Source organism: Aureimonas sp. CAS (assembly GCF_059838215.1).
This window is the reverse complement of sequence record NZ_CM187563.1, coordinates 369,257-390,101: the sequence shown is the minus strand read 5'-3', so window position 1 is coordinate 390,101 and position 20,845 is coordinate 369,257. Positions and strand designations below refer to the sequence as shown.

The 20,845-nt window shown below is 67.9% G+C and carries 17 protein-coding genes and 1 riboswitch; of the genes, 3 read left to right on the top strand and 14 right to left on the bottom strand.

Annotation, left to right across the window (positions count from 1 at the left end; all coding sequences use genetic code 11):
* Nucleotides 1-42 precede the first annotated feature (42 nt).
* Both AC6R2M_RS01865 and AC6R2M_RS01860 read left to right on the top strand, forming a co-directional pair.
* The gene (locus AC6R2M_RS01865; RefSeq protein ID WP_500484939.1) at nt 43-1,236 is read left to right on the top strand and encodes an acyltransferase family protein; all 1,194 of its coding nucleotides are present in this window, start codon (nt 43-45) and stop codon (nt 1,234-1,236) included.
* Nucleotides 1,233-2,504: a glycerate kinase type-2 family protein gene (locus tag AC6R2M_RS01860; protein WP_500484937.1), complete on the top strand. Its 1,272-nt coding sequence runs from the start codon at nt 1,233-1,235 to the stop codon at nt 2,502-2,504. Before AC6R2M_RS01865 ends, AC6R2M_RS01860 begins: the two co-directional genes overlap by 4 nt.
* A gap of 6 nt (nt 2,505-2,510) precedes the next feature.
* Here AC6R2M_RS01860 and AC6R2M_RS01855 read toward each other — a convergent pair whose 3' ends face one another.
* From AC6R2M_RS01855 to AC6R2M_RS01790, 14 genes are all read right to left on the bottom strand, one after another.
* A complete protein-coding gene (locus AC6R2M_RS01855; protein ID WP_500484935.1) occupies nt 2,511-4,340 on the bottom strand; it encodes a monovalent cation:proton antiporter-2 (CPA2) family protein in 1,830 nt (609 codons plus the stop codon).
* Nucleotides 4,341-4,408: 68 nt separating this feature from the next.
* Complete coding sequence (locus AC6R2M_RS01850; protein ID WP_500484933.1) at nt 4,409-5,050, bottom strand: TenA family protein; 642 nt, start codon at nt 5,048-5,050, stop codon at nt 4,409-4,411.
* A 71-nt stretch (nt 5,051-5,121) separates the two neighbouring features.
* Nucleotides 5,122-5,237: riboswitch (TPP riboswitch) on the bottom strand.
* A 48-nt stretch (nt 5,238-5,285) separates the two neighbouring features.
* Nucleotides 5,286-6,278, bottom strand: coding sequence for an ABC transporter ATP-binding protein (locus AC6R2M_RS01845; protein ID WP_500484931.1), 993 nt, complete (start codon nt 6,276-6,278; stop codon nt 5,286-5,288).
* Nucleotides 6,275-7,288, bottom strand: a complete 1,014-nt coding sequence (locus AC6R2M_RS01840; protein ID WP_500484929.1) for an ABC transporter ATP-binding protein — start codon at nt 7,286-7,288, stop codon at nt 6,275-6,277. The genes AC6R2M_RS01845 and AC6R2M_RS01840 overlap by 4 nt, the downstream gene beginning before the upstream one ends.
* Nucleotides 7,285-8,241, bottom strand: a complete 957-nt coding sequence (locus AC6R2M_RS01835) for an ABC transporter permease (RefSeq protein WP_500484927.1) — start codon at nt 8,239-8,241, stop codon at nt 7,285-7,287. Before AC6R2M_RS01835 ends, AC6R2M_RS01840 begins: the two co-directional genes overlap by 4 nt.
* Before the next feature lie 11 nt (nt 8,242-8,252).
* Nucleotides 8,253-9,233, bottom strand: a complete 981-nt coding sequence (locus AC6R2M_RS01830; protein ID WP_500484925.1) for an ABC transporter permease — start codon at nt 9,231-9,233, stop codon at nt 8,253-8,255.
* Between the two features lie 99 nt (nt 9,234-9,332).
* A complete protein-coding gene (locus AC6R2M_RS01825) occupies nt 9,333-10,907 on the bottom strand; it encodes an ABC transporter substrate-binding protein (protein WP_500484923.1) in 1,575 nt (524 codons plus the stop codon).
* Nucleotides 10,908-11,110: 203 nt separating this feature from the next.
* Entirely contained in the window at nt 11,111-13,297 is a 2,187-nt protein-coding gene (scpA, locus tag AC6R2M_RS01820) for a methylmalonyl-CoA mutase (protein WP_500484921.1), read from the bottom strand.
* Entirely contained in the window at nt 13,294-14,679 is a 1,386-nt protein-coding gene (locus AC6R2M_RS01815; protein WP_500484919.1) for a methylmalonyl-CoA mutase family protein, read from the bottom strand. The genes scpA and AC6R2M_RS01815 overlap by 4 nt, the downstream gene beginning before the upstream one ends.
* Nucleotides 14,680-14,725: 46 nt before the next feature.
* Complete coding sequence (locus AC6R2M_RS01810; protein WP_500484917.1) at nt 14,726-16,729, bottom strand: acetyl-CoA carboxylase biotin carboxylase subunit; 2,004 nt, start codon at nt 16,727-16,729, stop codon at nt 14,726-14,728.
* Nucleotides 16,730-16,734: 5 nt separating this feature from the next.
* Nucleotides 16,735-17,013: a DUF2442 domain-containing protein gene (locus AC6R2M_RS01805; RefSeq protein WP_500484915.1), complete on the bottom strand. Its 279-nt coding sequence runs from the start codon at nt 17,011-17,013 to the stop codon at nt 16,735-16,737.
* 25 nt (nt 17,014-17,038) lie between these two features.
* On the bottom strand, nt 17,039-17,194 hold the full coding sequence (locus AC6R2M_RS01800; RefSeq protein WP_500484913.1) for a DUF4160 domain-containing protein: 156 nt from the start codon (nt 17,192-17,194) through the stop codon (nt 17,039-17,041).
* A gap of 40 nt (nt 17,195-17,234) precedes the next feature.
* On the bottom strand, nt 17,235-18,761 hold the full coding sequence (locus AC6R2M_RS01795; protein WP_500484911.1) for an acyl-CoA carboxylase subunit beta: 1,527 nt from the start codon (nt 18,759-18,761) through the stop codon (nt 17,235-17,237).
* 71 nt (nt 18,762-18,832) lie between these two features.
* Complete coding sequence (locus tag AC6R2M_RS01790; protein ID WP_500484909.1) at nt 18,833-19,606, bottom strand: hypothetical protein; 774 nt, start codon at nt 19,604-19,606, stop codon at nt 18,833-18,835.
* A gap of 214 nt (nt 19,607-19,820) precedes the next feature.
* On the opposite strand from AC6R2M_RS01790, the gene argB reads away from it, so the two are divergent.
* Nucleotides 19,821-20,714 (top strand): acetylglutamate kinase, encoded by an 894-nt coding sequence (gene argB, locus AC6R2M_RS01785; protein ID WP_500484907.1) that lies wholly within the window; start codon nt 19,821-19,823, stop codon nt 20,712-20,714.
* Nucleotides 20,715-20,845: the final 131 nt, after the last annotated feature.

The following is a 20,845-nucleotide window of genomic DNA, read 5'->3' as shown; positions in this document are numbered from 1 at the left end:
CTTCGGCCCGGTGGGCGAACGCCGGTGCGGCCCGGGAGCGCCATGTACTATCGCATCTTCGACTGCTGGCGCTTCGCGGCCGTGATGCTGATCATGATCTACCACTACAGCTACTTCGCGCCGCGCGAGGACGTCGAGACGCTGCTGGCCTTCTCCCAGCGCTTCCTCTCGCTGCTCGACATGTTCTTCATGCTGTCCGGTTTCCTGATCATGACCCGCTGCGCGGACCAGATCGACGGGGCGCGCGGCTATCTGCGCTATCTGCGGCGCCGCTTCGCGCGTCTCTACCCGCTGCATTTCTTCACGCTCCTCGCCTTCGTGGCGATCGGAGCGGCGGGGGCGGGCGGTCTCATCACGCTGCATCATCCGACGCGGTGGAACTTCGGCGACCTTCCCTTCCACATTCTCGGCCTGCACGCCTGGGGCACGACCGAAACCCTCGGCTTCAACTACCCGTCATGGTCGGTGAGCGCGGAGTTCTTCTGCTACATCCTCTTCCCCGTGATCGTGTTCGCCGCGCGCCGAGCGGGCGTCACGGGGATGGCCGTCCTTCTCCTCTCATGGCTCGTTCTTCTGGAAACCCTGTCGCGTGCCGGCGTCTTTCCGGGCGGACACTGGTCCACGGCGGACACGTTCGGCGCCTATCGCGCCTTCGCCGACTTCACGGCCGGCGCCATCGCGGCCGAGCTGGTCGCGCGGCGCGTTCTGCCGATCCGCTCGCACGTCCCGGGCCTTCTCGCGCTCCTGTGCGCCGTCATCTCGATGGCGATGGCCGCCCCCGTCTATCCGACGCTGGTGCTGCTCTTCCTCGCCGTTCTTCTGATCGGCCTGTCCGAGACGGCCCGTCCGGCCTCCACGGCGCGGCTGGCACCGCTCATGCCGCTGACCCGCGTCTCCTTCGGCATCTACATCCTGCATTCGCTGCCCGAGATCGTGTTCCTCTCCTTTCTCTGGCAGCGGATCGTCGCGCCGACGCAGCTCGTCAGCTTCTACCTGTTCTGGCTGATCCCGATGGGGCTCACGCTCGTGATGGCGCTCCTTTCCTTCCGGCTCATCGAAGGCCCGCTGGGCCGGAGGATCGCGGGCCCGCGAAAAGAGGGTGCGAGCGCCGAAGGCGAACGGGCCGAGCCGACATCGGTCTACGCCTCGCCGCTTGATCGCGGTCTGCCGCACCCGGCCACTGGACGTCCGGCGTCCTCCAATGCGACAGGGGGCGAGCCGGGAGGAACGATATGACGCCGAAGACCAGCCCCATCGCCGATCCGAGGGCCTTTCTGCGATCCGTCTTCGACGCCGGGATCGCCAGCGCGGACCCGAGACAGGTTCTCGCCGCCCACCTTCCCGAACGGCCGAAGGGCCGCACGATCGTCGTCGGCGCCGGCAAGTCCGCCGCCTTGATGGCGGCCGCGCTGGAAGACGCCTGGGATGACGTGGCGCTCGAGGGCGTCGTCGTCACGCGTTACGGGCACGCGGTCCCCACCCGCCGCATCGAAGTGCTGGAAGCCTCGCATCCGGTGCCGGACGAGGCGGGCGAGGAGGCCGCCCGCCGCATCCTGCAGAGGGTCGAGGGCCTGACCGCCGACGACCTCGTCCTCGCGCTGATCTCGGGCGGCGGCTCCGCCCTGATGACGCTGCCCGCCGAGGGGCTGACGCTGGAGGAGAAGAAGACGGTCAACCGCCTGCTGCTCGCCTCCGGCGCCTCGATCAACGAGATGAACCGCGTGCGTCGGCGCCTGTCGCGCATCAAGGGCGGACGGTTGGCGGAAGCGGCCCGCCCGGCCCGCGTCGTGACGCTGGCGATCTCCGACGTTCCGGGGGACGATCCGCGCGCCATCGCCTCCGGTCCGACCGTCTACGACCCGGATGCGGGCGCGGACCTCTCCGCCATGATCGAGCGGCTCGGCCCGGACCTGCCGGAGGCCGCCCGGCGGCTTCTGGCCGAGACGCCCGCGCCGCGCGCGCCCTTCGAGGCCGATTTCCGGATGATCGCCACGCCGCAGATGGCGCTGGAGGCGGCCGCCGGCCTTGCGCGCGAGGCCGGCGTGACGCCGATCATCCTCGGAGACGCGCTGGAGGGCGAGGCGCGCGAGGCCGGCATCCTGATGGCGGGGATCGCTCGCTCGGTCCGCGCGCACGGGCATCCCCTGCCCTCCCCCGCGCTGATCCTTTCGGGCGGCGAGACCACGGTCTCGATCGGGCGCGAGAAACCCGGCCGGGGAGGCCGCAACACCGAATTCCTGCTCGCGCTCGCCGTCGCGCTGAACGGAATGGAGAGCGTCCACGCCATCGCGGGCGACACGGACGGCATCGACGGGACCGAGGACGCGGCCGGCGCTCTGGTGACGCCCGACACGCTGGCGCGCGCCAGAGCCGCCGGGCTCGACCCGGCGGCATTCCTCGGCCGGCACGACAGCTACTCGCTGTTCGGCGCCATCGGCGATCTCGTGACGACCGGGCCGACGCTGACGAACGTCAACGACCTGCGCGCGATCCTGGTCCTTTGAGGATCCTCAGGTCGCGGGCTCGGCCGTGCCGTTCTCGACCGTCCGACCGTCGCCGATGACCTGACCGGCGCGCCGGGGCTTGGTCAGCGGTGCCGGAACCGGCGCGTTGCCGCGCATCAGATCGGTGCCGGCATAGATGCCGGAGGCGAGTTGCAGATCGAAGCGCTCGGCGTCGCGTCGCCGCACGTCCTCGGCGATCTCCTCCACCACCTCCTCCGGCGTTCCCAGCCGGCGAAGCGCCTCGGCGCCGAACATCATGGCTGACTCGAAGGTCTCGCGGATCTGGTAGTCGACGCCGGCCTGCACGAGCTTCAGCGAATGACCCCGGTCGAAGGCCCGCGCGAAGACCTTGGCGTGCGGGAACTCCGTCTCCAGAAGCTCGACGATCCGGTCGGCCGTCTCGGGCCGATCGACACATACGAGAACGGCCTCCGCCCGGCCCGCACCCGAGGCATGCAGCGTGTCGAGGCGCGTGCCGTCGCCGTAATAGACCTTGAAGCCGAAGCGGGCGGCCGCCTCGATCATCTCCACGTCGTTCTCGATGATGGAAATGTCGATGCCGCGCGCGAGCAGCGACTGCGCCGCCACCTGCGCGAACCGGCCGAAGCCGATGATGAGGACGCGGCCCTCCAGGTCGGAGGCCTCGTCGACCCCGTCCAGCGAGACCGTTTCGGCCGGCATGAGCCGCGCGAGCGCCATGGACCAGAACGGCGTCAGCGCCATGGAGATGATGACGGTCGCGGTGAAGATCGCGTTGGTCTGCCCGTCGAAGATGCCGCTCGCGACCGCCGCCGAATAGAGCACGAAGGCGAACTCGCCGCCCTGCGCGAAATGGGCGACGCGCGCGACCGCCGCCCGGTTGGCCGAGCCGAAGAGCCGCGCGACGGCGTAGATGCCGATGCCCTTCACGATCACGAAGAGGACGACGAAGAGAAGGATCGTCGGCCATTGCGCGGCGATGACCGCGAGGTCGAGCGACATGCCGACGGCGAGGAAGAAGAGCCCGAGGAGGATGCCCCGGAAGGGCTCGATGTCGGTTTCCAGCTGATGCTTGAAGGTCGACTCGGACAGGAAGACGCCCGCCAGGAAGGCGCCCATCGCCATGGAGAGGCCGCCGAGATCCATGAGGAGCGCAGCGCCGAGGACGACGAGGAGCGCGGCGGCCGTCATCACCTCGCGGGCGCGGGCTCTGGCGAGGACCGCGAACATGGGATCGAGCAGATAGCGGCCCGCCAGCACCAGGGCGACGAGCGCGCCGCCGGCGAGCGCCAGCTCCTGCCAGAGCGGTGCGCCGTTGTCGGTCTCGCGCGGGCCGATGAAGGCGACGATGGCGAGCAGCGGCACGATCGCCAGATCCTCCAGAAGCAGGATCGAGACGCCCTTCTGTCCCTCGGGCGTGCCGAGCAGGCCCTCGTCCTCGAGCATCTGCATGACGACGGCGGTGGAGGAGAGGACGAAGCCCAGGCCGGCGACGAAGGCGACCGGGGTCGGCAGGCCGAACGCCATGCCCGCGATCGTCAGGAGGAAGCCGCAGAGCGCGACCTGCGCCAGGCCCAGCCCGAAGATCTGCCGGCGCAGCGCCCAGAGGCGCGCCGGCTCCATCTCCAGCCCGATGATGAAGAGCAGCATGATGACGCCGAACTCGGCGAAGTGGAGGACGCCTTCCGGCTCGGCGAAGAGGCCGAGGCCGAACGGGCCGATGATCAGCCCGGCGGTGAAATAGCCGAGGACCGGCCCCAGTCCGAGACGTTTGAAGATCGGCACCGCGACGACGCCCGCCGCCAGAAGCGCCACCACCTGGACGAGCCCGACCCCGTCGCCGCCTTCGACCGCCATGCCACCCTCGCTGCTCGCCCCGACCTTGGCTTACTCCCTTCGGGCCGGGGCGGGCAAACGCTCTCGTCTCAGGGCCGGTAGGCGGCGTCGAAGAAGGCGCATTCGAGCTTGACCGCACGGGTGAAGACATCGCGCGCGGCGCCCTCCTCGGCCGGTCCGACACGGTCGAGCTCGGACCGCAGGAACGCGACGAAGTCCCGGAAGGCCTCGTTGTCGTGCAGCGTGATCCATTCGGCATGGACGAAGCTCTGCGGATAGGCGCCCTTCGCCTTCAACGCCCATTCCAGATAGGACCATTCGGCGACGCACAGGACCGAAAGAGCGACCGCATAGGAGCGCGTCTCGGCCGCCTCGCGCATGATCGCCTTGAAGCCGGCGGTCGGGGCCGTGTCCGGCGCGCCCTCGCGCTCTTGCCTCGTGACGCCGAGCGCCTCGAAGGAGCGCTCGAAATAGGTGTTCTCCTCGCCGGAGATCATGCCGCCGAAGCGCGCGAAGCGAAGGCGCGCGTCGAAGCCGTCGGCGCTGGCCTGCGCGGCCCCCAGCAGCATGAGGAAGCTGTCCAGAAAGCGGTGGTCCTGGACGAGATAGCGGGACATGACCTCCGGCGCGATCGTGCCGGCGATCAGCTCGTCCACGAAGCGGTGGGAGATCGTCGCCTCCCAGTCCTCCCGCGCGGCGTCCCTCAAGGTCTCGGTGAAGCGTGTGGTCATCGGCTCTCGTCCCTCGTTTGGCCGGACGCACCGGCGCGAGGGGGACGACGCGCCGCCTTCGCCCAAACGGCGAAGCGCGCGAGTTCCGTTCCTACGCCGGCATGACCCGGATCAGGTTCAAGGGTTCGGCGTCACGCCGTCTCAGCCCTCTCGTCCCGCGGACGGGAGGGCACCCCTCGGAAGATGGGGAGAGGATGGGCGGGCCGGAGCCCGCCGTCAAGCTCGGATCACCCGCTCAGATGCGGCCTTCCTCGACGCCGTGGCAGGCGACGACGACGCCGTCCTGCGGCTTCATGAGCGGCGCCTCGCGCCGGCAGCGATCGTTGGCGTGCGGGCAGCGCGGGTGGAAGAAGCACCCCGAGGGCGGCGAGATCGGGTTCGGGATCTCGCCCTTCACCGGCGTCCGCTCGCGGCCCGTCATCTCCATGTCGGGCACGGAATCGAGAAGCGAGCGCGTGTAGGGATGCCGCGCGTTCTCGAACAGGCGCTTGGGCGGCGCGATCTCGCACAGGCGCCCGAGATAAAGGACGCCCACCTCGTCGGCCATGTAGTTCACGACCGCCAGATTGTGGCTGATGAAGAGGTAGGTCAGCCCGAACTCGTCCTGCAGATCCCGCATCAGGTTGAGGATCTGCGCCTGCACCGAGACGTCGAGCGCGGAGGTCGGCTCGTCGCAGACGATGAACTCGGGCTTGTTGGCGAGCGCGCGGGCGATGCAGATGCGCTGGCGCTGGCCGCCGGAGAACTGATGCGGATATTTCAGCCCGTCCTCCGGGCTGAGCTTCACCGTCTCCAGGAGCCGGCCGACCTCGGCGTCGATCTCCTTGGACGTGGTCGCGATGCCGTAGGTCTTGAGCGGCTCGGCGATGATGTCGCGGACGCGCCAGCGCGGGTTCAGCGAGGCGTAGGGGTCCTGGAAGATCATCTGGAAGCGGCGGCGCAGCTCGCCGAGCCTGCGGGCGTTGCCCTTGTCCCAGATGTCGACCTCGTCGAACTTCACCTCGCCGCGCGTCGGCTCGATGAGGCCGACGACCATGCGCGCGATGGTCGACTTGCCCGAACCCGACTCGCCGACGAGGGCGAAGGTCTTGCCCTTCTCGATGTGCAGCGTGACGTCGTCGACGGCCTTCACGCTCTGGCGCCCCTTGCGCTCGATGACGCGGTTCAGCCAGGGCGCGGAGACGTCGAACTCGCGCGAGAGGTGATCGACTTTCAGAAGCGCGCTCATTGCGTCGCGTCTCCATGCAGGAAGCAGGCGACATGCGTGGCGCCCACATGGTTGAGGCCCGGCCGCTTCTGCGAACAGACCGGCATCTCGTGCTCGCAGCGCGGGTGGAAGGCGCAGCCGTTCGGGATGCGGTTGAGGCGCGGCATGGCGCCGGGGATCTGCTTCAGGCGGTCGTCGTCGCCCGCCAGCGACGGGATCGAGCCCATCAGGCCGGAGGTGTAGGGGTGCAGCGGGCGCTGGAGCATGTCCTTGACCGGCCCCACCTCGGCGATGCGCCCGGCATAGAGGACCGCGACCCGGTCGGCGGCTTCCGCGATGACGCCCATGTCGTGCGTGATCAGGATGGCCGAGGTGCCGCGCTCGGCGCAGACCTTCTTGAAGACCGCGATGATCTGCGCCTGCAGCGAGACGTCGAGCGCCGTCGTCGGCTCGTCGGCGACGATGAACTCGGGCTCGGCGCAGAGCGCGAGCGCGATGACGACGCGCTGGCGCATGCCGCCCGAGAACTGGTGCGGATAGGAATCCACGCGCTGCTTCGGTGCCGGAATGCCGACATCGGCCAGAAGCTCGATCGCCCGTTCGCGCGCCTTCGCCTCGCTCATCGGAAGATGGGTGCGGATCGTCTCGATGAGCTGTTCGCCCACCGTGTAGAGCGGGTTCAGGCTCGTCAGCGGGTCCTGGAAGACCATGCCGATGCGCTTGCCGCGCAGGCGCCGCATCTCCTCCTCCGGGAGGTTGTCGATGCGCTGGCCCTTGAGCAGGATCTCGCCGCCGGCAACGCGCCCGGGCGGATCGATCAGGCCGATGATCGCCGAGCCGGTGATCGACTTGCCGGCCCCGGACTCGCCGACGACGCCGAGGATCTCCCCCGGCGCGACGTCGAAGGACACCTTGTCGATCGCCCGCAGCACGCCGCGGCGCGTGGGAAACTCGACGACGAGGTCCTTCAGCGAGATGACGGGCGTCGCTGTGGCGGTCTTGGCGGCCGTCGTGTCGATGACGGCGCTCATTTCGCCAGCCTCGGGTTCAGCGCCTCGCGCAGCCAGTCGCCGAGGAGGTTGATCGAGAGGGCCAGGGCCAGCAGGGTCAGGGACGGGAACAGGAGGATCCACCATTCGCCGGAGAAGAGGAAGCCTTGCCCGATGCGGATCAGCGTACCGAGCGAGGGCTGGGTCGGCGGAACGCCGACACCCAGGAAGGAGAGCGTCGATTCCGAGATGATCGCGAGCGCCAGCGAGATGGTGGCGATGACGAGGATCGGCTCGGTGACGTTGGGCAGGACGTGGCGGAACATGATCGCGAAGGGCTTGCGCCCGATCAGCATGGCCGCCTGCACGTATTCCTTGTTCTTCTGCACCAGCGTCGCGCCGCGCACGGTGCGCGCATACTGCACCCAGTCCGACAGGCCGATGGCGACGATCAGGACATAGACCGCCATGGTCTCGCGGTACTGCGGCGGCAGGAAGCCGCGCGCGATGCCGAAGATCAGAAGCGCGATCAGGATCACCGGGAAGGAGAGCTGCACGTCGGCGATGCGCATGATGATGGCGTCGGTGCGCCCGCCGACATAGCCGGCCAGAAGCCCGAGCGAGACGCCGAGGACGAGGCTGAAGGCCACCGCCGAGAAGCCGACGAAGAGCGAGACCCTGGAGCCGTAGAGGATGGCCGAAAAGATGTCGCGGCCCTGATTGTCCGTCCCCATCAGGAAGGTCTGGCCGGTGAACTGGTTCGGCGTCATCGGCGGCGTGAAGCCGTTCATCAGATTGATGCCGCGGCCGTCGAATGGGTTGGTCGGCGCGATCCACGGAGCGAGCAGCGCCGAGCCGAGGAGGAGCAGGACGACCAGCGCCGCGATGATGGTGACCGGCGAGGTGCGGAAGGAATAGCCGAGATCGCTGTCCCAGGCGCGGTACAGGATCGACCGCTCCTTGGGAGACGGAACGGGCTTTGCGGTATCGGACATGGGGTCGGTTCCTATTTCGCCGTGCCGGTCGAGACGCGCAGCCGCGGATCGACGACGTGGTAGAGAATGTCCACCACGAGGTTGATGACGACGAAGACGAAGGCGATCAGCATCAGGTAGGCGGCCATCACGGGCACGTCGACGACCTGGACGGACTGGATGAAGAGGAGGCCGACGCCCGGCCACTGGAACACGGTCTCCGTCACCACCGCGAAGGCGATGATCGAGCCGAGCTGCAGGCCGGTGATGGTGATGACCGGCACCATCGTGTTCTTCAGCGCGTGGCCGAAATTGATGCGCCGCTGCGGGATGCCGCGGGCACGGGCGAACTTGATGTAGTCCGAGCGCATGACCTCCAGCATCTCGGCGCGCACGAGGCGCATGATCAGCGTCATCTGGTAGAGCGCGAGCGTGATCGCCGGCAGGATGAGCGAGCGCAGCCCGCTCTCGGTGAGGAAGCCGGTCTGCCAGCCGCCGATCGCGACCGTCTGCCCCCGGCCGTAGGACGGCAGCCAGCCGAGCTCGACGGCGAAGACGTAGATCAGCGCGATGCCGATCAGGAAGGTCGGCAGCGAGACGCCGACGAGAGAGGCGGTCATCAGGAAGCGCGACAGGAGACCGTTCGGACGGATGGCCGTGTAGACGCCGAGCGCCATGCCGAGCACCAGCGCCAGGATCGCCGAGGTCAGCGCCAGTTCGAGCGTCGCGGGGACCCGGCTGATGATGAGGTCCATGACGGGCTGCTGGAGGCGGTAGGAAATTCCGAACTGGCCCTGCACCGCGTTCCAGATGAAGTTGAAGAACTGCATGTAGAACGGGTCGTTCAGCCCCAGCCGCTCGCGCAGCGCCTCGATCTCGGTGAGGCGCGTGTCCTGCCCGACCATCGAGGCGAGCGGATCGCCGACGAAGCGGAACATCAGGAAAGAGACGAGCGCCACGACCAGCATCACGACGATGGACTGGGCGAGGCGCCTCAGAATGAAGGCGAGCATGGCGTTGGCCTTGTAGGGTGAGCGGGGCCGGGCGGCCCTGCACAAACAAAAGCCCGCCCCGCGAGAGGTCGCAGGGCGGGCTCGATCGTCCAGCGGTCGTTAGTCGGCGACCTGCATGTTGTAGAGACGGGGCTGGTTCTCCGGGTTCACCGCCAGCGTCAGATTGTCCTTCATCGCGTAAGCGAGAACCTGGTTGTGGATCGGAAGGAAGACGCGGTCTTCCTGGACCTTCGCCCAGATCTCGGCGATCGAGCGGTTACGGGCGTCGATGTCGATCTCCGTGCCGAGAGCCTCGATCTTCGCATCCAGCTCGGGGTTCGAGTAGAGGCCGGCGTTGTAGGCGCCGTAGTCGCCTTCCTTCGTGTGGACCAGATCGTTGAAGTTGTAGGCCGAATCGAAGGTCGGAACGCCCCAGCCGAGCAGGTAGAAGTCCGTCTCGTTGTTCTGGATGAGCGGCGAATGCTGCGCCACCGGACGCGAGGCCAGCGTGACGTTGATGCCGATCTGCGAGAGCATGCCGGCGACCGCCTGCGAGATCGCCTCGTCGTTGACATAGCGGTTGTTCGGCGTGTCGAGCGTGACGGAGAAGCCGTCCGCGTAGCCGGCCTCTTCCATCAGTTCGCGCGCGCGCTCCAGATCCGGCGCCGGATAGGCGTTCAGCTCTTCCGTCCAGCCGTTGACGAAGGGCGGCACGATGACGCCCGTCGGGTCGGACTGGCCGCGCATGACGACCTGCTGGATCGCGTCGCGGTCGACGGCCAGATGGATCGCCTCGCGGACCTCGGGCTTGGAGAACGGATTGACGTCGGTCACGTTGGAGGAGGCCAGCGGCTCCTCGTTCATCTTGTAGCCGAAGTAGATGGAGCGGTTTTCGGGGCCGGTCTCGACCTTCACGCCGCTCTGCGAGGACAGGCGCTCGATGTCCTGGACGGGCACGTCCTGAACGAAATCGACCTCACCGGAAAGAAGAGCTGCGACGCGCGTCGCGGCTTCGCCGATGACGACGTAGTTGATCTCCGTCACGTCCGGGGTCTCGCCCCAGTGATCCTCGTAATAGGTCAGGACGGAGCGCACGTCGGGGTCGCGCGAGGCCAGCTTGTAGGGGCCGGTGCCGTTGGTGTTGCGGACGGCGTAATTGTCTTCACCGGCCGAATAGTCCTGCACCTCGACGACGTCGTTCGCCTCGGACCACTCGCGGTCCATGATGAAGGTGTTGGTCAGGTTGTTGGGGTAGATCGGCGAGGGACCAGCCATCTGGAACTCGACCGTGTAGTCGTCGACGGCCGTCACGCTCTCCACGTCCACGTGGAGCTGACGCATGTTCGAGCCTTCGGACTTCGCGCGCTCGATCGAGAAGACGACGTCGTCCGCCGTGAAGGGCGATCCGTCGTGGAAGGTGACGCCTTCGCGCAGCTTGAAGACCCAGACGGTGTCGTCGCCTTCCTTGAGGTTCCACTCGGTCGCAAGGCGCGGCTGCGCCTCGCCCGCGTCGTCGCGGTCGAGCAGCGTCTCGTAGATGTGATGCAGGAAGTTGTGGTTCGTTCCCAGATTCTGGGAGTGCGGGTCCAGCGTGGTGGCGTCCTGTGAGCGCGCCCAGCTGACCGTTTCGGCGCTTGCGCTCGTCACCAGACCCGCGGCAAGCGCGGTCGCGGCCATCAGCATTGCAATCCGCATGTTCGAACCACCCTCAAACGTTGAAGCATGTCCGGTTCGGCAACGGGTCTGGAATGACGCCAAGGTGACCGGATCGGCGGAATGAACACTCAATTCAGAAGCTTGGCAAGGGTGGCGCCACAATTTTCGACACGATCAACATCTAACCGAACGAGCAATGCATTCTGCTCGGCGATGCGGCGGCGCAACAAAATTGCGCAAGACTACCGAGATCGAGAATCTCGATCCAGATAGGCTTCCGGTTCTTTCTGGCGGAAGCCGTAGGCCGCATGCAGCCGGTCGAGCACGTCGGACGCCGCCTTCGCGATGGGCGTTCCCGGCGGAAAGATCGCCGCCGCGCCCGCCCGGCGCAGGGCGTCGTGATCCTGCGGGGGCAGAACGCCGCCAACCACGACGAGAATGTCCGGGCGACCGGCCTTGGCGAGTTCGGCCCTGAGCGCGGGAACGAGCGACAGATGCCCCGCCGCCAGCGAGGAGACGCCGACGATGTGGACGTCCTCGGCGACCGCCTGGGCCGCCGCCTCCTCCGGCGTTGCGAAGAGCGGGCCGATCGTCACGTCGAAGCCGAGGTCGGAAAAGGCGGAGGCGACGACCTTCTGGCCCCGATCGTGCCCGTCCTGTCCCATCTTGGCGACGAGGATGCGCGGCGCGGCGCCTTCGATGTCGCGGAAGTCTTCGACGAGGCCGCGCGCGCGCTGCGTCTCGGCATCCGGTTCGCCGAAGGCCTCGCTGTAGATGCCGGACTTGATGGTGGCGACGGCGACGTGCCGACTCCAGGCGCGCTCCAGGGCCGAGGACATCTCCCCGACGGTCGCATGGGCGCGCGCCGCCTCCACGCCGAGCGCCAGGAGGTTGCCGGTCTTGTCGCGGGCGGCGCGTTCCAGAGCGTCGAGAGCCTTCGCCACCCCCGCCTCGTCGCGGTTCGCGCGCAGGCGCTTCAGCTTCTCCAGCTGGCTCGCGCGCACCGCCTCGCTGTCCACCTTCAAAACCTCGATCTCGGGCTCGCCCTCCACCTGGAACCGGTTCACCCCGACGACGATCTGCGCGCCCGAATCGATGCGCGCCTGCGTCCGGGCCGCCGCCTCCTCAATGCGCGCCTTGGGCACGCCGGCCTCGATGGCCTTGGCCATGCCTCCCAGCCGCTCGACTTCCGTGATGTGATCGCGCGCCCTGTCGGCGAGCTGGCGGGTCAGCCATTCCACGTAATGCGAGCCGCCCCAGGGGTCGATGGTGCGCGTGGTGCCGCTTTCGTGCGCGAGGAAGAGCTGGGTGTTGCGCGCGATGCGGGCCGAGAAATCGGTCGGCAACGCCAGCGCCTCGTCGAGCGAATTGGTGTGGAGCGACTGGGTGTGCCCCTGCGTCGCCGCCATCGCCTCGATCGCGGTGCGGGTGACGTTGTTGAAGACGTCCTGCGCCGTCAGCGACCAGCCGGAGGTCTGGCAGTGGGCGCGGAGAGCGAGGCTCTTCTCGTTCCTCGGCTCGAACTCCTGCATCAGTTCGGCCCAGAGCAGGCGCGCGGCGCGCAGCTTGGCGACCTCCATGAAGAAGTTCATGCCGACGGCCCAGAAGAAGGACAGGCGCGGCGCGAAATCGTCCACCGCAAGGCCCGCCTTCACCCCGGCCCGCACATATTCGAGCCCGTCCGCCAGCGTGTAGGCCAGTTCCAGGTCCGCCGTCGCCCCGGCCTCCTGCATGTGGTAGCCGGAGATGGAGATGGAGTTGAACTTCGGCATGTTGGCCGAGGTGTAGGCGAAGATGTCCGAGATGATCCGCATCGATCCTTCGGGAGGATAGATGTAGGTGTTGCGGACCATGAACTCCTTCAGGATGTCGTTCTGGATCGTACCCGAAAGCTTTTCGGGCGGCACGCCCTGCTCCTCGCCGGCCAGGATGAAGAGCGACAGGATCGGCAGCACCGCCCCGTTCATCGTCATCGACACGCTCATCTTATCGAGCGGAATGCCGTCGAAGAGCTGGCGCATGTCGAGGATGGAATCGATCGCGACGCCCGCCATGCCGACGTCGCCGGACACGCGCGGGTGGTCCGAATCGTAGCCGCGGTGGGTGGCGAGGTCGAAGGCGACCGACAGGCCCTTCTGACCGGCCGCCAGATTGCGCCGGTAGAAGGCGTTCGATTCCTCGGCCGTGGAGAAGCCGGCATATTGCCGGATCGTCCAGGGCTGGTTCACGTACATGGTCGGGTAGGGCCCGCGCAGGAAGGGCGGCAGGCCGGGAAAGGTCTCGGGAATGTCGGCCGCGTCGCGGTCGGCCGGGCCGAAGGCGGGTTTGACGGCGATGCCTTCGGGCGTGGTCCAGGCGGGCCCGTCCGCTGCGCCGGCGCCGATCTCGTCGCCGAACTCGACCTCGGCGAAATCCGGAACGCGGCTCATCGACCGGCCTCCTCGAAGCGGGCCGCGTCCCGGCGTACGGGCAGCAGCCGTTCCCCATCCCGCTTCGGCGGAACGGGTAGGGTCTCCGCGCCCGCCTGCCCTTGGCTGCGGAAGATCGACGTTCCGACCAACGGCGCTTCGCCGGTCTCGATCCGGCGCGCCCTTTCCTTCGCCGTCTCTTCGACGAGCGCCTGCCAGCGCCCCGTCCGGCCCACGGCAATCAGGCCGCCTTCGCCTTCGATCCGGCGGAAGAGGTCCCAGGCGGACCGCGCGAGCGCTTCGGTCATGGCCTCGATCGCACCCGAGCCCGCGGCCGGGTCGGACACTTTGGACAAATGGCTTTCCTCGATCAGGACGATCTGCTCGTTGCGCGCCATGCGCCGCGAGAAGGCGTCCGGCAGGCCGAGCGCGATCGTGTGCGGCAGGACGGTGACCTGATCGGCACCGCCGGTGCCGGCCGCAAAGAGCGCGCAGGTCGCGCGCAGCCAGTTCACCGCCGGGTCGAGCTTCGAGACCATGCGGAACGAGGTCTGCGCCGCGATCCGCGCCGGCACAGGCTCCAGGCCGCAGGCGGTCTCGACGCGGGCCCAGAGCCGGCGGAGGGCGCGCAGCTTGGACATCCCGAGGAACTGGTCGGCATCGACCGCGAGTTCGAACGAGATCAGGCGGCGGGCTTCGTCGAGGCCGATCCCCTCTCCTTCCAGACACCGCAGATAGGCGGTTGCGGTCGAAAGGACCGCCGCCAGTTCCTGCACTTCGCCCGCCCCCGCATCGTGGTGGACGCGGCCGTCGGCGCGCAGCAGCGGCGAGGCGAAGCCTGCGCCGCGAAGCGCCCGGATCCGGCCGAGCGTGCGCTCCGCCCAGTCGTCGCGAACGCCATCGGAGCCTCGGCCGAGGCCGATCGGGTCGAGGCCGAAATCCACGTCGAGCGTTTGCGGAACGAGGCGCGCCGCGGAGACGCGGTCGCTGACCGCCGCGATCGCCTCGTCCTCCCGATCTCGCGCGGGATCGAGGCGCAGAACGACGAGATCGAGTTCGACGCCATCGAGCGTGCGGCCGAGATCGCCCGGCGCGATGCCGAAGCCATAGGCGGACGGAGCGCCTTCGAAGACGAGGGCCAGGCCGTTGGCGCCGCCCATGAGGTCGGCCAGCGCCAGTTCGTTCGCCTCGGCCGGGTCCGGGTGATCCACCCGCTGGACGATCGCCCAGGGGCGGTCCGGCCGCTGGCGAACGGAGAGCGCGTCACCCTGCCCCCTCGGATAGAGCGGCCGGATTTCGATACCGTCCAGCGTTCGCGAGACGAGGCTCTCGAACGGCTCGCCCTTGAGCGCCTTCTCGGCGCGCGCGCGCCAGAGCGCCTCGCTCGTTCCGGTCCCGTCCACGCGTATCCTCCCTGCGTATCAGGCTATTCTGGGCGCCCGGACCCCGTCAGGCAAATTCCAGGATCACCGCATCGACGGCGAGCACGTCCCCCTCGCTCGCATGGACCTTCGAGACCGTACCGTCGCGTTCGGCGCGTAGAAGATTCTCCATCTTCATCGCCTCGACCACGGCCAGCGGCTCGCCGGCCTTCACCTCCTGGCCCTCGACCACGATGAGCTGGCGCACGAGGCCCGGCATGGGGCACAAGAGCTGCTTGCTCGTGTCCGGCGGCAGCTTGACCGGCATCAAAGCGTCGAGCTCGGCCTCGCGCGGCGTGAAGACGCGCACGCGCGCGGCCCGGCCCGCATGGGCGATCTCGACGCCCGCAAGGCGTGGCGCCACCGTGGCGGCGACGGCGCGCCCGTCCACCGTGCCGCGCCAGACCGGCCGGCCTGGCGCCCAGTCGGTCTCGACCTGCATCTCCCGGCCGCCGAGCGACAGGCACAGGGAGCCCTCGCGTGTCTCCGCGATCTCGACATCCAGACGGTCGTCGCCGATGCGCACCACGCGCTCCGCTTCGAAGGCGAAGGGCCGCCGCGTGGGGAGCTGACCGTCGATCAGGCGCTTGCGCCGGTTCAGATGATCGTCGACCGCCACCGCGATCGCGGCGAAGAGGCGCGCCGCCTCTCCTTGCGGCGCTTCGAGCGCGAAGCCTTGCGCGTACTCCTCGGCGATGAAGCCGGTCGACAGCCGGCCCTCGCGCCAGCGCTCGTGCGCCATCAGGCTCGACAGGAACGGGATGTTGTGGCGGATGCCCTCGATGGCGAAGCCGTCGAGCGCCGCGCCCTGCGCCTCGATCGCTTCCAGACGCGTCGGCGCATGCGTCACCAGCTTGGCGATCATCGGATCGTAGTTCACCGAAATCTCGCCGCCCTCGAAGGTGCCGGTGTCGTTGCGCACCGTCACCCCGTCCCGCTCGCCCTCCTGCGGCGGCCGGTAGGTGGTGATGCGCCCGGTGGAGGGCAGGAAGCCGCGAACGGGGTCCTCGGCGTAGATGCGGCTCTCCACCGCCCAGCCGTTCAGCGACACGTCGCCTTGCGCGATCGACAGGCGTTCGCCCGCGGCGACGCGGATCATCTGCTCCACGAGATCGACGCCCGTCACCAGCTCGGTGACCGGATGCTCGACCTGCAGGCGGGTGTTCATTTCCAGGAAGTAGAAGCTCTTGTCCTGTCCCGCGACGAACTCCACCGTGCCGGCCGAATCGTAGTTCACCGCCTTGGCGAGCGCGACGGCCTGTGCGCCCATCTTCGCGCGCGTCTCCTCGTCGAGCAGCGGCGACGGCGCCTCCTCGACGACCTTCTGATTGCGCCGCTGGATGGAGCATTCGCGCTCGCCGAGATGGATGACGTTGCCGTGCTTGTCGCCCAGCACCTGAATCTCGATGTGGCGCGGGTTCTGGATGAACTTCTCGACGAACACACGGTCGTCGCCGAAGGAGTTCCTCGCCTCCGAGCGGGCGCGGGCGAAGCCCTCCTCGACCTCGGAGCGCGAATGGGCGATGCGCATGCCCTTGCCGCCGCCGCCCGCCGAGGCCTTGATCATCACCGGATAGCCGATCTCGTCGGCGATGCGCGCCGCTTCCTCCGGGCTCTCGATGATGCCGACATGGCCGGGAACGGTGGAGACGCCCGCCGCCTTCGCTGCCTTCTTCGATTCGATCTTGTCGCCCATGGCGTCGATCGCGGCCGGATTCGGTCCGATGAAGACGATGCCGGCCGCCTCCAGCGCGCGCGGGAAGGCGGCGCGCTCCGAGAGGAACCCGTAGCCCGGGTGAACCGCCTCGGCGCCCGTCGCCTTGCAGGCCTCGACGATCTTCTCGATCACGAGATAGCTCTCGGAGGCCGGCGCCGGGCCGATATGAACCGCCTCGTCGGCAGCACGCACATGCAGCGCGTCGGCATCGGCGTCGGAATAGACCGCGACGGTCGCGATCCCCATGCGGCGCGCGGTCTTGATGATCCGGCAGGCGATCTCGCCGCGATTGGCAATCAGGATTTTCTTGAACAAGGCATTCACTCGGCGGCTTGCGCGGGCGGGATGGCGTTCGTGGCCTTTCGGCCCTTCAACATGCCTTCGATGCTGAGGTCTTCGTCGATCTCCGGCCAGTGGACGCCAAAGGGAGAAAGCTCGATCGCATTCCTCTGGTCGTCCGTCGCGCGCAGGAGCGTCGGGTACCACCAAAGGGGGGTGACGATCCTGGCGCCATCGGCAAGCGTCACGACGACATCCTCGTCCGTGCAGTGGGCCGACACGGGCTCGATAAGCGAATGGTCAATCTCCAAAATGCTCACGCCATCTCTCCAGAAAGACCTCGCGTTATTCTTCGACGACCTGCTCCAATCCTCGAAGATCGACCTTGGAACACCGACGGCTGCGTGCCAACGAGCAATCCGCCAGCCAGAATTTCGCTTCCCTGCCGTCCTTCAGGGCGTGGATATGCGGTGGTTCCATGCCGTCCAGACTGTAGAACACGAAGCGCCACCCCTTCCACTCGAAGACTTTCGGCATCCGGTCACAGCGGGATGTTGTCGTGCTTGCGCCAGGGCGTCTCGCTCGTCTTGGCCCGCAGCATGGCAAGCGCGCGCGCGACGCGGCGGCGCGTGGAGTGCGGCATGATGACCTCGTCCACATAGCCGCGCTCGGCCGCGACGAAGGGCGACATGAACCGGTCCTCGTACTCCTTCGTCTGGCGCGCGATGGTCTGCGCGTCGCCGCCCCGGAAGATGATCTCGACCGCGCCCTTGGCGCCCATCACCGCGATCTGGGCGGAGGGCCAGGCGTAGTTCACGTCCGCGCCGATGTGCTTGGACGCCATCACGTCGTAGGCCCCGCCATAAGCCTTTCGCGTGATGATGGTGATGAGCGGCACGGTCGCCTGGCTGTAGGCGAAGAGCAGCTTCGCGCCATGCTTGATGAGGCCGCCATATTCCTGAGCCGTGCCCGGAAGGAAGCCGGGCACGTCCACCAGCGTCACGATCGGGATCTCGAAGGCGTCGCAGAAGCGCACGAAGCGCGCGCCCTTGCGGGAGGCGTCCGAGTCGAGAACCCCGGCGAGCACCATCGGCTGGTTGGCGACGACGCCGACCGTGCGCCCGTCGATGCGCACGAAGGCGGTGACGATGTTCCTGGCGAAGGCCTCCTGGATCTCGAAGACGTCGCCCTCGTCGGCGAGCTTCGCGATCAGTTCCTTGATGTCGTAGGGCTTGGTCGCGGAGGGCGGCACCAGCGTGTCGAGCGAGGGCTCCTCGCGGTTCGCCGGGTCCTGCGTCGGCCATTCCGGCACGCCGGACTGGTTGTTCAGCGGCAGGAAGTCGATGAAGCGGCGAACGTCGAGCAGCGCCTCGACGTCGTTGTCATAGGCGCCGTCGGCGATGGAGGATTTGGTCGTGTGGATGCGCGCGCCGCCGAGATCCTCCGACGAGACGGTCTCGTTCGTCACCGTCTTCACCACGTCCGGTCCGGTCACGAACATGTAGCTCGTGTCGCGGACCATGAAGATGAAGTCCGTCATGGCCGGCGAATAGACGTCGCCGCCCGCGCAAGGGCCCATGATGACGGAAATCTGCGGGATGACTCCGGAGGCCTCGACATTGCGGCGGAAGATTTCCGCATAGCCGCCGAGCGCCGCGACGCCCTCCTGGATGCGCGCGCCGCCCGCATCGTAGAGGCCGACGATCGGGGCCCTGGCGCGCAGCGCCATGTCCTGAATCTTCTGAACCTTCTCGGCATGGGCCTCGGAAAGCGACCCGCCGAAGACGGTGAAGTCCTTGGCGAAGACGAAGACGGTGCGTCCGTTGACCGTTCCCCATCCCGTGACGACGCCGTCGCCCGGAATGGTCTGCTTCTCCATGCCGAAATCATGGGAGCGGTGCTGCACGAACATGCCGAACTCCTCGAAGGAGCCCTTGTCCAGCAGGATCTCGATCCGCTCGCGCGCCGTCAGCTTGCCCTTGGCATGCTGGGCCGCGATGCGCTTCTCGCCGCCCCCCAGCCGCGCTTGGCCGCGCCGCCGCTCCAGATCGTCGAGCACCGTCAGCATGGGTCGATGAGCCTCCCGTCACTTCGTCCGTCTCCTGTATTCAAAGAAATGTCACGCGGCGCAAGCGCTTCTCAGAAGCGCAGCCACACGGAGGCGAAGGCGGAGCGCTCGCGAAGCGCGTTCGAGCCGGCGATCGTTCGCCCTCCGCCGACCTGCAGCGACCAGCGGCGCGTCACGTCGAAGACCGCGCTGCCCTGAAGCTTGTGATGATCGTAGGCGGGCCGGCCGTCCTCGGTCGGTGTCGTCGCAACGGTGGAAAAGCTCTGGAGGAGGAGAAGCGTGCGATCCGCCGGGCGGATGCCGACCGTCAGATCGATCAGCGCCTCGTCCGACACGGCGTCGGGCCGGAAGCGGTAGCCGAGCTGTGCATCGACGAAGGCCGGGCGATCGAGAAGCTCGAAGCTCGCGCCCCCGAGCGCCCGCATCTCGAACTCGGCGGCGGCGTCCGCCTGCGGCTCGACCACGCGCAGCGAGCCCTCGAGCGAACCGATGAAGCGCCCGCCTTCGAAGACCTTCGCCCTCGCGCCGGCTTCCCCGACGGCGATCCCGCGCCACGACGAGGGGGAGGCTCCATCCTGCCGCCAGGTCTCGAAGGCCCCGCGCATGCGGAGCGTCACGGCGTCCGTCAGCCCGTACTCGACGAGGACGCGGCCTTCAGCCTTGCCGAAGTCGGGGGCTGCGGCGCTTCGGCGATCCGCCCCGAGACGCCGGTCGGCTCCAAGACGCGCGAGGTCGAGGATCGCGATGCCGGTCCCCCGCTCCAGCGTCCAGGCTCCCGCGTAAGCGCTTCCGGCCGGAGCGCCGATCAGACCGAGGCAGAGGGCGAGACGCGCGATCCGGAACACGGGCCTTCGAGCCTTCGAAAGCCGTCGCGAGGATAAGGCCGGCGACGGGTTCGGCCGCAGAGCCGAAAGGATCGCAACCGGGAGGTAAATGAATCAGCTAAAATGCTCTCCAAACACGTGGAACATGGTGAACGAGCTCTTGCTTCGCGGTCGTCTTCAAACCGTCGGACCGATGCTCTATGACCCCACTCGCCGGGAACGCGAGGAGTTTATGATGGTCCGTTCGGTCGAGGACAACGAAAAGCGCGCGACACTTCTCGCCGAAGCCCTGCCCTTCATGCAGGTCTACGAGAACAAGTCGGTGGTCGTGAAATATGGCGGCCACGCCATGGGCAATCCCGAACTCGGCCGGGCCTTCGCGCGCGACATCGCGCTGCTGAAGCAGTCGGGCATCAACCCGATCGTCGTTCATGGGGGCGGCCCGCAGATCGCGGCCATGCTCCAGAAGATGGGCCTCGAAAGCCGCTTCGAGGGCGGCCTGCGGGTCACGGACGAGAAGACGGTCGAGATCGTCGAGATGGTTCTCGCCGGGTCGATCAACAAGGAGATCGTCGCGCTCATCAACGCCGAGGGCGAATGGGCGATCGGCCTCTGCGGCAAGGACGGCAACATGGTCTTCGCCGAGAAGGCGAAGAAGACCGTCCGCGATCCCGATTCCAACATCGAGCGCGTTCTCGACCTCGGCTTCGTCGGAGAGCCGGTGGAGGTGGACCGCACGCTCCTCGACCTCCTGGCCCGTTCTGAGATGATCCCGGTCATCGCGCCGGTGGCGCCCGGGCGCGACGGGGCGACCTACAACATCAACGCCGACACCTTCGCGGGCGCCATCGCCGGCGCGCTCGGGGCCGAGCGCCTCCTGTTCCTGACCGACGTCGACGGCGTCCTCGACAAGGACAAGCAGCTCATCAAGGAGCTGTCGGTGGCCCAGGCGCGCGCCCTGATCGCCGACGGCACGATCTCCGGCGGCATGATTCCGAAGGTCGAGACCTGCATCGAGGCGATCGAGCGCGGCGTTGCGGGCGTCGTCATCCTGAACGGCAAGGTGCTCCACGCGGTCCTTCTGGAGCTCCTGACCGAGCACGGCGCGGGCACGCTGATCGTTCCGTAAGGATGGGTGACAGAAAGCCGGCGAAGAAACGAGCTGCGATTACGGCGGCTTTCCTCCGGCGCCGTGCCCCAGAAGGCACGTCACCGCGGCCAAAACCGTGCGAGCGAGAGGGAGAGCAACCGCCCTCCCAT

What these genes read in the sequence shown, in the direction of transcription:
- AC6R2M_RS01825 (WP_500484923.1), bottom strand. Translation starts at nt 10,907, where the DNA reads ATGCGGATTGCAATGCTGATGGCCGCGACCGCGCTTGCCGCGGGTCTG.
- AC6R2M_RS01835 (WP_500484927.1), bottom strand. Translation starts at nt 8,241, where the DNA reads ATGTCCGATACCGCAAAGCCCGTTCCGTCTCCCAAGGAGCGGTCGATC.
- AC6R2M_RS01865 (WP_500484939.1), top strand. Translation starts at nt 43, where the DNA reads ATGTACTATCGCATCTTCGACTGCTGGCGCTTCGCGGCCGTGATGCTG.
- AC6R2M_RS01840 (WP_500484929.1), bottom strand. Translation starts at nt 7,288, where the DNA reads ATGAGCGCCGTCATCGACACGACGGCCGCCAAGACCGCCACAGCGACG.
- AC6R2M_RS01845 (WP_500484931.1), bottom strand. Translation starts at nt 6,278, where the DNA reads ATGAGCGCGCTTCTGAAAGTCGATCACCTCTCGCGCGAGTTCGACGTC.
- AC6R2M_RS01855 (WP_500484935.1), bottom strand. Translation starts at nt 4,340, where the DNA reads ATGGCGGTCGAAGGCGGCGACGGGGTCGGGCTCGTCCAGGTGGTGGCG.
- AC6R2M_RS01850 (WP_500484933.1), bottom strand. Translation starts at nt 5,050, where the DNA reads ATGACCACACGCTTCACCGAGACCTTGAGGGACGCCGCGCGGGAGGAC.
- scpA (WP_500484921.1), bottom strand. Translation starts at nt 13,297, where the DNA reads ATGAGCCGCGTTCCGGATTTCGCCGAGGTCGAGTTCGGCGACGAGATC.
- argB (WP_500484907.1), top strand. Translation starts at nt 19,821, where the DNA reads ATGGTCCGTTCGGTCGAGGACAACGAAAAGCGCGCGACACTTCTCGCC.
- AC6R2M_RS01795 (WP_500484911.1), bottom strand. Translation starts at nt 18,761, where the DNA reads ATGCTGACGGTGCTCGACGATCTGGAGCGGCGGCGCGGCCAAGCGCGG.
- AC6R2M_RS01830 (WP_500484925.1), bottom strand. Translation starts at nt 9,233, where the DNA reads ATGCTCGCCTTCATTCTGAGGCGCCTCGCCCAGTCCATCGTCGTGATG.
- AC6R2M_RS01860 (WP_500484937.1), top strand. Translation starts at nt 1,233, where the DNA reads ATGACGCCGAAGACCAGCCCCATCGCCGATCCGAGGGCCTTTCTGCGA.